The sequence below is a fragment of the Flavobacterium sp. ACN6 genome (assembly GCF_002304005.1).
Classification (GTDB): domain Bacteria; phylum Bacteroidota; class Bacteroidia; order Flavobacteriales; family Flavobacteriaceae; genus Flavobacterium.
Map to the genome: position 1 here is coordinate 242,150 of NZ_MRCQ01000005.1, position 11,826 is coordinate 253,975.

12 protein-coding genes are annotated in these 11,826 nt (G+C 33.1%); 8 read left to right on the forward strand and 4 right to left on the reverse strand.

The features are described 5' to 3' along the window. The first annotated feature begins 51 nt into the window (after positions 1-51). A complete protein-coding gene (locus BSF42_RS09940) occupies positions 52-1,248 on the forward strand; it encodes a glycosyltransferase (RefSeq protein WP_095952931.1) in 1,197 nt (398 codons plus the stop codon). Here the strand turns inward: BSF42_RS09940 and BSF42_RS09945 are convergent. From BSF42_RS09945 to BSF42_RS09955, 3 genes are read right to left on the reverse strand one after another with little or no spacing between them, the layout of a single operon-like run. Next, positions 1,228-2,379, reverse strand: coding sequence for a glycosyltransferase (locus BSF42_RS09945; protein ID WP_095952932.1), 1,152 nt, complete (start codon positions 2,377-2,379; stop codon positions 1,228-1,230). The genes BSF42_RS09940 and BSF42_RS09945 overlap by 21 nt on opposite strands. Before the next feature lie 12 nt (positions 2,380-2,391). Continuing rightward, positions 2,392-3,468 carry a glycosyltransferase family 4 protein gene (locus BSF42_RS09950; RefSeq protein WP_095952933.1) on the reverse strand — a complete coding sequence of 359 codons (1,077 nt, stop codon included), beginning with the start codon at positions 3,466-3,468 and terminating at the stop codon, positions 2,392-2,394. Positions 3,469-3,499: 31 nt separating this feature from the next. Then, entirely contained in the window at positions 3,500-4,318 is an 819-nt protein-coding gene (locus BSF42_RS09955) for a DUF6492 family protein (protein WP_095952934.1), read from the reverse strand. 124 nt (positions 4,319-4,442) lie between these two features. On the opposite strand from BSF42_RS09955, the gene BSF42_RS09960 reads away from it, so the two are divergent. The 7 genes from BSF42_RS09960 (at position 4,443) to BSF42_RS09990 (ending at position 11,203) form a co-directional block, all read left to right on the forward strand. Next, positions 4,443-5,603 carry a lycopene cyclase family protein gene (locus tag BSF42_RS09960; protein WP_095952935.1) on the forward strand — a complete coding sequence of 387 codons (1,161 nt, stop codon included), beginning with the start codon at positions 4,443-4,445 and terminating at the stop codon, positions 5,601-5,603. Between the two features lie 151 nt (positions 5,604-5,754). Next, the gene (locus BSF42_RS09965) at positions 5,755-6,192 is read left to right on the forward strand and encodes a helix-turn-helix transcriptional regulator (protein ID WP_095952936.1); all 438 of its coding nucleotides are present in this window, start codon (positions 5,755-5,757) and stop codon (positions 6,190-6,192) included. A gap of 202 nt (positions 6,193-6,394) precedes the next feature. Further along, on the forward strand, positions 6,395-6,805 hold the full coding sequence (locus BSF42_RS09970; protein ID WP_095952937.1) for a BrxA/BrxB family bacilliredoxin: 411 nt from the start codon (positions 6,395-6,397) through the stop codon (positions 6,803-6,805). 288 nt (positions 6,806-7,093) lie between these two features. Continuing rightward, positions 7,094-8,452, forward strand: coding sequence for a rhodanese-related sulfurtransferase (locus tag BSF42_RS09975; protein ID WP_095952938.1), 1,359 nt, complete (start codon positions 7,094-7,096; stop codon positions 8,450-8,452). A 24-nt stretch (positions 8,453-8,476) separates the two neighbouring features. After that, positions 8,477-8,911 (forward strand): IS200/IS605 family transposase, encoded by a 435-nt coding sequence (tnpA, locus tag BSF42_RS09980; protein ID WP_095952939.1) that lies wholly within the window; start codon positions 8,477-8,479, stop codon positions 8,909-8,911. Positions 8,912-9,731: 820 nt separating this feature from the next. Next, positions 9,732-10,973: a peptidase U32 family protein gene (locus BSF42_RS09985; protein WP_095952940.1), complete on the forward strand. Its 1,242-nt coding sequence runs from the start codon at positions 9,732-9,734 to the stop codon at positions 10,971-10,973. Continuing rightward, complete coding sequence (locus BSF42_RS09990; RefSeq protein WP_095952941.1) at positions 10,973-11,203, forward strand: ferredoxin; 231 nt, start codon at positions 10,973-10,975, stop codon at positions 11,201-11,203. The genes BSF42_RS09985 and BSF42_RS09990 overlap by 1 nt, the downstream gene beginning before the upstream one ends. A gap of 73 nt (positions 11,204-11,276) precedes the next feature. On the opposite strand, the gene BSF42_RS09995 is transcribed toward BSF42_RS09990, so the two are convergent. Beyond that, on the reverse strand, positions 11,277-11,819 hold the full coding sequence (locus BSF42_RS09995; protein WP_095952942.1) for a hypothetical protein: 543 nt from the start codon (positions 11,817-11,819) through the stop codon (positions 11,277-11,279). Between the last annotated feature and the right edge of the window lie 7 nt (positions 11,820-11,826).

Genomic DNA, 11,826 nt, shown 5'->3' on the forward strand with positions numbered 1-11,826 from the left:
ATAATTTATAGTGAGGCTCGTAAAAGATAATAGAGACGAAACAGAAATGATATGGGGATATTTAAAAGTATTAAAAGTTACTATAAAAGAAAAGAGATAATCAAGAATCAAGTAGATCAATCTATTCCAAACTACGAGATTTATGATGTGGATAAGAGAACGATTGTTTTTTTTGATATTAATTTACCTTCATTAGATTTAGATTCTGGTTCTAATAGACTTAGAGAGATCATTCTACTTTTTAAAAATAAAGGTTATAATTGTATTATTTGTTCAAAAAATACATTCCGAGATAATAAATATGTTAAGGGATTTAATGATTTGGGCGCCATTGTTTACGTAGAAACCACTCAGTATGAAAATTATTTTGATTTTGTAAAAAAAATTCCAAAAGTTGATTTTGCCTGGTATCACGGAGCGAGAAGTTTAGATTATAATTTTAAGAAAGTAAGAAAGTTTCTTCCAGATGTTATATCCATTTTTGATATGGTTGACATTCATTTTCTTCGTTACAAGAGAGCTATTAAAATTGATCCGATGAGAATTTCGCTCAGAAAAAATTATAATAGATTCTTCAATATAGAAACCAAATTAGCTCAAAATGCAGATTATGTAGTTACTATTTCTGATATTGAGAAAGAAATTATGGCAAAATATATTGATAACAAAAAATTGATTACCATTTCGAATATTCATTATCAGAAAATTAAGAAAGAAGAAGCGCTGCCTTTTGAGGATCGTGAAGATATATTATTTATAGGTTCAAAACACGAGCCCAATATTGATGCGGTTAATTATTTATATAATGAAATTATGCCAATTGTCTGGAAACATAATTCAGAAGTAAGAGTTAATATTATTGGTAATGTAAATGAAAAGATCAAGAAAATTTCTGACTCAAGATTTATCTTTCACGGCTACGTTTCGGATATAAATCGTCTTTTTACAGAAAATAAAATAATGATAGTACCTTTACGCTACGGCGCTGGAGTAAAAGGAAAAATAGGGCAGGCTTTTGAATATTATCTGCCCGTTATAACTTCTTCTGTTGGTGCGGAAGGTATGCAATTAACGCATCAAAAAAATGCTTTGATTTGTGATACGAGAGAAGAATTTGCATCGACTATAATGGAATTGTACAATAATAAAGCTCTTTGGCTAAAATTACAGCAAAATTCTGAAAAAAGTCTTGAACCGTTTTCAATGCAGGTTTTAGAATCTACTTTTTCAAGAATTGACGCCCTCTAGTTCAAATATTTTATCGAGTATTTTGTAATTGGCTTTAAGACTATGGTGATTGTTGAAAAAAGAGGCAGCTTCTGAACTGATTTTGATATAGAAATCCTCGTCAGTTAGTAGTTTATGAACATCATTAGCAAATTCATTCGCATCATCTGAAACTAGACAGCCGTTATTTGTTTTGTTTACTAAACCATCGACACCTCTTTCATTGCAGACAACCGGAATCCCGAAGGATAAAGCCTCAATGACTTTAATTTTAACGCCTGTTCCGCTGAGCATGGGACATATTGCTATTTTAGACTTGCTGTAGACCGAGTTTAAATCCTCTATAAAATTGATCTTTTCGACATTGGTAAAATCATCAATGTAATTGCAAATTTTGCCAATCACCACGATTCGGATTGATTTGGATAATAAGGGGTAAACGGCATTGAAAAACCAATTGGCCGATTTTATATTATGTTCGTTATCGCTGGCAACGTAGATTAAATCGTATTTACTCTCAGTTTTCGAATTGTAATTTTGAGGTAAAGCATGTGTGGCGAGTGCTGTTTCTTTCTTGATAAATTGAGAGAATAGGAATTTTTCTTCAGGAGAAATAACTAAGATTTTATTAAATAAACTTAAAATTTCTATTTCTTTTTCAAAAAAACGCCCTAATTGAAACTTCTTTTTTCCTTGTAATTGAGAAGTCAAGAAATCGTGTGTATCAATCATTAATTTCGCATTTTTAATATTGGGACTGTTTCTAGTCAGTTTTGCCCAGTAAACGTATGAAACCAATATAACGTCATATTCATTTTCTTTTAGAATGCTGTTAAAAGCTTCAGTGTGTCCAATACGAGTTCTGTCAAATAATCCTATTTTCCGGCCAAATTTATTGGGCAGAGATTGGTAAAAAAAATACTTCATTTTGTTTTTCTTTCGAATAAAAATGGGAAGTAGATAACCGTTAGAAATAAGTTTTTCTTCTTTAAGCTTGTTTATTTCATTAGCTGTAAATTCAGTTGTGGCAACACCAACAAAATCAACAGTTATATTTCTATTTTTAAAATATTCCAATAATGCCAGAGCCCTCGCATTATTTCCCTGCGTTTTGTGTAATGGATTTTCGGGATAGAAGTATAAAATTTTCATATTAAATTCAAATTAATTAGTTTTAAAAAACTGCTTGTCCATTTGTTCAAAAAACGATTCGATTCCAAATTTTTTCATTGCCATTTTATGAATTTCTTCGGGCGTAAAATTTTCAGAATCTTCGATACATTCATCAAAAAAATCAAAGATCGTTTCATCAATTCTTTTCGGCAGCAAATAAGCGCCAGGTTGTTTTTCGGCAGCTAATTTGGGTAAAATGCCAACAGCATTTCCTGCAATCGGTCTTCCGCAGGCGAGAGCTTCTATCGTTACCATTCCAAAACTTTCCGAATAAGACGGATAAAAAATAATAGACGCTTTAGAATAGGCTCGTTCATTAATGTTATCAATTGTCAGCCCAATTAAAATATCAGTATTGTTCAGGTTTTTAAAAAGTTCTGCATTATAAGAATTATTAGAAGCAATGAGAAGTCTCCAATCCTCTCGCGATTCTACAAGTTTTGCAAGTTCTTGCAATTCTGCTACGCCTTTTCCGTATTCCAATCTTCCTATATAAACGACTGTTTTAAAAGAGTCTGCTGTTTTTTTTATCGGATAAAAATTATTCCTATCAATGCAATTTGGAACAACGCTTATTTTATCTTTATTTATTCCATAATATTGTATTAAGTCTTCTTTTACATTCGATTCTACCGCAATTATTTGTTTGGCATTTAGGCATGCTTTCATTTGCAATTTGGCAATTCTGCCCATTTTGGAATTGTTTTTACCGTAATCCAATTCCATTTTATGATAACAGCCATGAGAAATTACATAATCTGTAGCATAATAGGCAGTTGGTTCGCCATTGCTGATCACAATTTTATTAGAACGATAATTTAACCACAGAAAAGCAGTTGCAAACCTGGCAATGTATTTCGCTCTTCGTTTTTCAAAATGTCTATATTGGAATAATTTCCAATACAACTTTCCTGTAAAAGTATTTTTTAAAAAATCTTCGTCGATTATCTGAGTTAAAATCTGTCTGCTTGTGAGATATTCATCTAAATAATGAACCATGCGCTCTGCGCCTCCGGCATTCGATTTCCCATTAAGAAATACCAAATAAGCTTTACTTGTTTTTTTCATCAGAAGTTGTTCTTAATATTTCGGTTATTCATCAAAATAGAAACCACTTTTTTTTCTTTTTCTGCCAATTACTTTGATAAATAATGCCCAGATAAATTTTACTTAACTGTTCTACAGTAAGTTGTTTTTTCTCTATTCCATATTGTTTTTTGTAATGATATACTTTGAAAAGGCTTCCAATAGGAAGAATGTCAATCAGCCTGGTTTTGAGTAAGTATTCTCCATAAATTACATATTCACTTGGAGAGTAACTTTTTTGGTCTATTTTATTAAAGAAATCATCAAAAGTCAGTTCTAAATCTTTTAGAAATACCTCGTTAAAATGCTGCCAGACCTTACAACTCCAAACATAGGGAGATGGACCGTAATCCCATTTTTTACCTGTATTTCCAAAAAACGGCCTTGTATCTCTCAATGCTCTTTTAAAAAAAATAGTATCTGGATCCATGCCAAGTCTTGCGCTCATTTCCAGTAAATCTTTAGACTCCTGCATTACTGTATACGGTGTTTTATCGTCATACATAAAATCAGAAAAATAAAAATCACGTATAAAAAGGGAATCAGAATCTAGAGAAACATAGTTTTCGCAGATTTTAAGTTTATAAACATTAGATTTTATAATTTGCTGGTACCTCCATCCTTCCGTAATAGTTGTTTTAGTAATTTCAGAATCTCTATAGACCTTATACTTTTTAAAACAATCTGCATTTAAGAGATCAAAATGTTCGTCATTTACTGAAATATATACTGGAATATTATCTTTATTAAACTCGTCTATTGATTCTAAAAGTTTGTAAACTCTTTCAAAGTCAGGTTCGTAAGTCTTGATGAAAAGAATTAATTTATGCATATAAAATTTTTGTTATGGAATAATAAAGATAAACTCATTATTTAAAATTAAGGGAAAAATGAAATAATAATTGACTTGCCTATTTAAATTATTTTCGGGAAAATAAAATTCCTTATTTTTGAGTATGAACTCTTCACAAATTAAACATTTTGATTACATTTTTACAGGAACTGGACTTGCCTCTTTAATGACCGTTTATAAAATGAAGCAGTCAGGAAAATTCACAGATAAATCGATTTTACTTTTGGATCAAGATTCTAAGAAGAGTAATGATAGAACCTGGTGTTTTTGGGAAAAAGAAGAAAGTGTATGGAAATCTGTTATTTCGAAAAAATGGGATCTAGCTTTATTTGCCAATGAAAATTTCAAACGTGATTTGGCGTTGAAGCCTTACCAATACAATCAAATTCGGGGAATTGATTTTTATGATTTTGTGTTCAAAACACTTTCAGAATATTCCAATATTACATTCTCTAATGAAAAAGTAACCGATATCAACGAGCTCGAAACACATGTGTATGTGGGAACAGAAGAGAATAGATATACGGGCAATTACTTATTCAACAGCATTTATATAAAGGCTTTTGCCGAAAGTCAAACAAAATATCCCGTTTTGCAGCAGCATTTTATAGGTTGGTTTGTCAAGACTGAAACAGCGATATTAAATCCAGAACAAGCAACGTTCATGGATTTTTCTGTAGAACAAAAAGGAAATACAAGATTTATGTATGTTTTGCCGATTTCTACAACCGAAGCTTTGGTCGAATATACTTTGTTCTCAGAAAAACTGCTTCCAAAAGAAGAATACGAAACGGAGATTCAAAGCTATTTAAATAAACTCGGTATTGATCAATTTGAAATTCTAGAAAAAGAACAAGGCAGCATTCCAATGACTTGTTATCCTTTTTGGAAGAAAAATACCAAAAGAGTTTTGAATATTGGAACCGCCGGAGGATGGACAAAAGCAAGTACAGGTTATACGTTTAAAAATTCAGATAAAAAATCATCGGAATTAGTAGATTTCCTTCAAAGTGAAAATTTAAAAATGTCAGCCTTTCATAAAACAAGTCGGTTTTGGTTTTATGATTTATTGCTTTTAGATATTTTATATCGTCATAATGAATTGGGAAGTTCTATTTTTTCTTCTTTATTCAAAAATGGAAATCCTGCATTGATTTTTAAGTTTTTAGATGAAGAAACCAATTTGATAGAAGATCTTCAAGTGATTTTAAAATGTCCAAAATTGCCTTTTATAAAGTCGTTGTTTCGAGTATTATTCAGATAATAACTGCGTTCAATTTTCACGTCTTTATTAAACCTTTCAGAGTAAAAAAAAATGTCTTATTCTTTTGTTTTAATAACTTTTTAAGGAAATAAAAAAGTTGTGATAACATTTACTTTGTCGCATATAATCGATTATTTGCGATAAGGAATTAATGGGAATTAGAAAGCAATTACAACTTGATATAGAGACAGAAGCGATAAGTAAAATTTGTAAAGCACTCGGACATCCAAGACGAATACAGATAATGACGCTTTTATGGAAAAGAGACAACAGAACCTGCGGTGAAATTGTTGAGTTAATTTCATTAGCGCAGTCGACAATATCAAAACATTTATTGGAGTTAAAAAAAGCAAATCTGATAAATATAAAAAATCAAGGAAAAAAGACGATTTATTCAATAAATCTTGATAACATACAGATCCTTAAAAGATATTTAACCAATTATATTTCGACCATAGAAATTGCCGAACAAAATAAGACAACCGTTTTAACAACACAACATAAAATTAGAAGAGGAAACAGCCATTTGAAGCAGTATAATTATCAATTTGCTCATAAAAAAAGTAAAATAGTTGATGCTGTAGAATAATGAAATATCTTTTTTGCAATGGTTTCGGTTTGTTCTATAGCGAAATGAGAGTTTTGAAATGTGATGAATGTATTAAAACACTATTCTTCTTTCATTTAAAATTTAATATCGAACTATAACAAAACTTTATACTTCAAATTAAGTAGTTGCGAGTAAACTTTGTAACTTTGCACTTCAAAAGTAAAATTTAAAAAATAAGAATATGTATCCACAAGAAATGGTAAAACCTATGGAAGCTGAATTAACAGCTGCTGGTTTTCAAGATTTACATAGTGCTGATGCTGTTGATAATGCTATCAAAGCTGAGGGTACCACTTTAGTTGTTGTAAATTCAGTTTGCGGGTGCGCTGCAAGAAATGCACGTCCAGGAGCAAAAATGAGTTTAGAAGGAGCTAAAAAACCAGATCACCTTATTACTGTTTTCGCTGGTGTTGACAAAGAAGCTGTTGATGCTGCAAGACAACATATGTTTCCTTTTCCTCCATCATCGCCATCTATGGCATTGTTCAAAAACGGAGAATTAGTTCACATGTTAGAGCGTCACCACATCGAAGGCCGTCCAGCTGAATTAATCGCTGAGAATTTGCAAGATGCGTTTAATGAATTCTGTTAATTAGGTTCAAAGAAGCAAAGGTACAGAGGTACAAAGATTTAAGAGAGGGCTGTTTCAAAATTGAAACAGCCCTCTTTTTATTTTGTATTGTTCTGTTCCTAGGGACTCATAACTTTATAGAAAATTAGAAAAAATTAGAATCGTAGTCTCTCAGAACCTTAGCATCTTTAAAAAAATATTTCATGATTTTTATCATTTTTAGAATTGAATAGAAAAACTTACCTTTGCGCCCGAATTCATTCAGAAATTGAATTCGATATATATTCTTAACTTAAAACTGTTTATAGCATGCAACTGTACAACACTTTGAGCGCAGAAGAAAGAGCCATCCTGATTGATGATGCTGGTAAACAACGTCTTACGTTGTCTTTCTATGCGTATGCCAAAATTGAAGATCCCAAAAAATTTCGCGATGATTTATTCCGTGCCTGGAATGCACTTGATGCTTTAGGCCGAATTTATGTTGCCAACGAAGGAATAAATGCTCAAATGAGTATTCCTGAAGAAAATTTGGAGGCTTTTAGAGCAACTCTTGAAGTTTATGATTTCATGAAAGGTATTCGTTTGAATGAAGCCGTAGAACATGATGACCATTCGTTTTTAAAATTAACCATTAAAGTGCGTCATAAAATCGTGGCCGACGGTTTAAACGACGAAACTTTTGATGTAACCGATATTGGCGTTCATTTGAAAGCCAAAGAATTCAACGCTATTTTAGATGATCCAAATACGATTGTAGTTGATTTTAGAAATCATTACGAAAGTGAAGTAGGACATTTTAAAAACGCCATTACTCCAGATGTTGAAACTTTCAGAGAGAGTTTACCAATCATAAATGAACAGCTTCAAAACCATAAAGAAGATAAAAATCTGGTGATGTATTGCACAGGCGGAATTCGCTGCGAAAAAGCCAGTGCGTATTTTAAACACCAAGGTTTTAAAAATGTGTTTCAATTAGAAGGCGGTATCATCAATTACGCCAAACAAATTGAAGCTGAAGGTTTAGAAAGTAAATTCATTGGAAAAAACTTTGTGTTTGATAATCGTCTAGGCGAAAGAATTACGGACGATATTATTTCACAATGCCACCAATGCGGCAAACCTTGCGACAATCATACCAACTGTGAAAACGACGGATGTCATTTGTTGTTTATTCAATGTGATGAATGTAAAGCGGCAATGGAAAACTGTTGTTCTACAGAATGTTTAGAGATTATCCATATGCCTTTGGTTGACCAAGTTCGTTTGAGAACCGGAAAGCAAGTTGGAAACAAAGTATTTAGAAAAGGAAAATCGGAAAACTTAAAATTCAAACATTCAGGCGAGCTGCCAAATACTGCTTTAGCAACTTCTGAAAAGCCTTCAGATATCCGTCAGAAAATAAAAGTAAAGAAAGTACTTCTTGGAAAAGCGGAGCATTACTACGTAAAAGCGCAAGTGGGACAATTTACTATTGAAAATCAACAGTTAAATGTTGGCGATAAAATCTTAATTTCTGGGCCAACAACTGGCGATCAGCAACTGACCTTAGACAAAATGGTCGTTGACGGAGCAGAAACTACCACTGCTAAGATTGGAGATAAGGTTACTTTTGAGGTTCCTTTTCGTATTCGTTTGTCAGATAAATTGTATAAAATTGTAAATTAGCAAAAATTTTATGCTAATTTATTTATGTCACAATCCTTTACCAAATTATGGATTCATGCAATTTGGGCAACAAAACATCGTCAGGAATTAATTGATTATTCAATCGAGAAAAAATTGTACGATTTCATTAATGAAGAGTTAATTCATCTCGGTTGCCCTGTTAGGATCCTAAACGGAATGCCAGATCATGTGCACGTTTTATTTTTACAAAATCCACAAAAAACTATTTCAGACATCATCAAGCAAATAAAAGGAAGTTCTTCTCATTTTATGAATCGAGAAGAACTTATCCTTGAAAAATTTGCCTGGCAAACAGGCTATGCGGCTTTTTCAGTCAGTGAATCTCAGTTAGAGGTTGTTTACCATTACATAAAAAACCAAAAGCAACATCATCTAAAGAAAAATGGACAAGATGAATTTGATGATTTTGTAAAACTGCATGGATTGGAGAAGAAATGATTGCTAAAACCACGGGCTATATTGAAATACCACAAACAAAAGCAAAACATAGCCTGCGGTTTCAACCGCAGGAACGCAATGTATATCCACAACGATGTTACATCATGTAAGGTTGATTGACAATCACACGTTTCCGGTGGTTGAAACCATGGGCTATGTTTCGAAAGATGTCGAAAGAAAAACATAGCCTGCGGTTTCAACCGCAGGACGCAATGTATATCCACAACGATGTTACATCCTGTAAGGTTGATTGACAATCACACGTTTCCCGTGGTTAAAACCACGGGCTATGTTTCGGAAGATGTCGAAAGGAAAAACATAGCCTGCGGTTTCAACCGCAGGAACGCAATGTATATCCACAACGATGTTACATCCTGTAAGGTTGATTGACAATCACACGTTTCCCGTGGTTAAAACCACGGGCTATGTTTCGGAAGATGTCGAAAGGAAAACATAGCCTGCGGTTTCAACCGCAGGGCGTAATGTATATCCACAACGATTTTACATCCTGAAATGTTGATTTACAATCACACGTTTCCCGTGGTTAAAACCACGGGCTATATTTAAATACCACAAACAGAGACAAAAACATAGCCTGCGGTTTCAACCGCAGGACGCGATGAATATCTACAACGGTATTTATATTATAGACGTTGATCGACAATTACACGTTTCCCGTGGTTAAAACCACGGACTATATTTAAATACCACAAACATAGGCAAAAACATATCCTTCGGTTTTAACCGCAGGATGTAATGTATATACATACGAAAATAACACAATCAATGGTTTAACGATTGAAAATATAGTATAAGTAAAATGACAACAAATAACCAAATCGAACTTATGGCTCCCGCAGGGAACTTTGAGTCGCTTCAGGCCGCATTAGATAATGGATGTGATTCTGTTTACTTTGGAGTTGAACAGCTTAACATGCGTGCGCGTTCAACGGTAAATTTTACCATTGAAGATTTAAAAGAAATTGCCGATCGATGCGAAGCAAAAAACGTGCGCAGTTATCTTACTTTAAACACCATTATTTACGATCACGATTTATCTGTTGTAAAAACAGTATTGAACAAAGCCAAAGAAGCCAATATTACCGCAGTAATTGCTTCTGATCAGGCAGTAATTGCCATGGCAAGAACAATTGGAATGGAAGTTCATATTTCAACACAATTGAATGTGACGAATATAGAAACCATCAAATTCTACAGTTTGTTTGCCGATACAATGGTTTTAAGCCGTGAACTGAGTCTGCGTCAGGTTAAGAATATTACGAACCAAATTGAGAAAGAACAAATTAAAGGACCGAGCGGAAATTTGGTCGAAATCGAAATTTTTGGACATGGAGCATTGTGTATGGCGGTTTCGGGAAAATGTTATTTGAGTTTACATTCGCATAATTCCTCTGCAAATCGTGGCGCGTGCAAACAAAACTGCCGAAAAAAATACACCGTTATCGATCAGGAAACTGGTTTTGAAATTGAACTCGATAACGAATACATGATGTCGCCTAAAGATTTGTGCACGCTTGATTTCTTAGATAAGGTTATAGACTCCGGAATTCAAGTTCTTAAAATTGAAGGCCGTGGCCGTGCTCCAGAATATGTGGCAACAGTGATTAAAACCTATCGTGAAGCAATTGATGCGTATTACGGAGGCACTTTTACTAAAGAAAAAACAGCAGTTTGGATGCAGGCTTTAGAAACCGTTTACAATCGCGGATTCTGGTCAGGATATTATCTCGGTCAGGAACTAGGCGAGTGGAGCGATATTCCGGGCTCTGCGGCAACGCAAAAGAAAGTTTATGTTGGAAAAGGAACGCATTATTTTCCCAAAGCAAATGTAGGTCAATTTAAGATTGAAGCTTACGATATCAAAATTGGAGATAAAATTCTGGTAACTGGTCCAAGTACAGGCGCGCAGGAAATCATTGTCGATGAAATGTTTGTGAACAACCTTGAAGCAGAAAAAGCGACAAAAGGTGACGATTGCACTTTTAAACTGCCATTCAGAATTAGAATGTCTGATAAATTATATAAAATTGTTGAAGCATAATGGTTATTGTTACTTTACAAAGAGAAAAATGTATCGGCTGTAATTACTGCGTCGAAATGGATCCAGTTCATTTTCAAATGTCAAAAAAAGACGGAAAATCAGTTTTGATTCATTCTGTAAATGCAAAAGGATTTTTTACTTTAAAATCTCCCAATCATAGTATTTTTGAAAGTTGTGAGTTGGCAGCAAAGTCTTGCCCAGTAAAGATTATTACAGTTAAGGAGACTTAAGAAAAAGTAAAAACCCTATTTTGTATCATCACAAAATAGGGTTTTTACTTTTTCTTAAAATGTTATTTAATTACTAAACACCAAAATTGGCATCAATATTATGCTTTTCAGCATAAGCTTTTGCAACATTCATCAATTTTGTAAACTTAGATTCAATATCGTTTTGAGTGGAGGCATCAAAATCTGAAATAGCTTTTTGTATTTCTTCAGGTGAAGCTTTTTCATCTTTCATTTTTGCAATGGGCAGATAACCTTCTTTTTGTTTGGCAATTGCATACGAGAAAAGGTCTTTTGATGCCTTTAGAAGTTCTCTATTGTCATCATTTTCATCAATTTCTTTAATTTTGTTAAACTGAGTTTCTAAATTGGCAATGTCAAATTTAAAATAATCATAATAAGAAGATGCAACCATGTTTTTTTTGCTTTCATCATATATTTGAGGTTCAGAATCCAGCTTAAAATTGATGTCTTTACTGCCAAAGCGCGATAGCAAATTCGAATTTAACGCGGCTATATCAAAAGTTTTTTCTGGCGAAAGATTTGTACATGAAGCACTAACTAAACTTACAGCAATTAATACTAATGCGATAAGGGATTTATTTAAGATCTTTTTCATTTTTAAG

Coding starts and splice junctions, on each gene's coding strand:
- BSF42_RS09940 (WP_095952931.1), top strand. CDS start 52: ATGGGGATATTTAAAAGTATTAAAAGTTACTATAAAAGAAAAGAGATA.
- BSF42_RS09945 (WP_095952932.1), bottom strand. CDS start 2,379: ATGAAAATTTTATACTTCTATCCCGAAAATCCATTACACAAAACGCAG.
- BSF42_RS09950 (WP_095952933.1), bottom strand. CDS start 3,468: ATGAAAAAAACAAGTAAAGCTTATTTGGTATTTCTTAATGGGAAATCG.
- BSF42_RS09955 (WP_095952934.1), bottom strand. CDS start 4,318: ATGCATAAATTAATTCTTTTCATCAAGACTTACGAACCTGACTTTGAA.
- BSF42_RS09960 (WP_095952935.1), top strand. CDS start 4,443: ATGAACTCTTCACAAATTAAACATTTTGATTACATTTTTACAGGAACT.
- BSF42_RS09965 (WP_095952936.1), top strand. CDS start 5,755: ATGGGAATTAGAAAGCAATTACAACTTGATATAGAGACAGAAGCGATA.
- BSF42_RS09970 (WP_095952937.1), top strand. CDS start 6,395: ATGTATCCACAAGAAATGGTAAAACCTATGGAAGCTGAATTAACAGCT.
- BSF42_RS09975 (WP_095952938.1), top strand. CDS start 7,094: ATGCAACTGTACAACACTTTGAGCGCAGAAGAAAGAGCCATCCTGATT.
- tnpA (WP_095952939.1), top strand. CDS start 8,477: ATGTCACAATCCTTTACCAAATTATGGATTCATGCAATTTGGGCAACA.
- BSF42_RS09985 (WP_095952940.1), top strand. CDS start 9,732: ATGACAACAAATAACCAAATCGAACTTATGGCTCCCGCAGGGAACTTT.
- BSF42_RS09990 (WP_095952941.1), top strand. CDS start 10,973: ATGGTTATTGTTACTTTACAAAGAGAAAAATGTATCGGCTGTAATTAC.
- BSF42_RS09995 (WP_095952942.1), bottom strand. CDS start 11,819: ATGAAAAAGATCTTAAATAAATCCCTTATCGCATTAGTATTAATTGCT.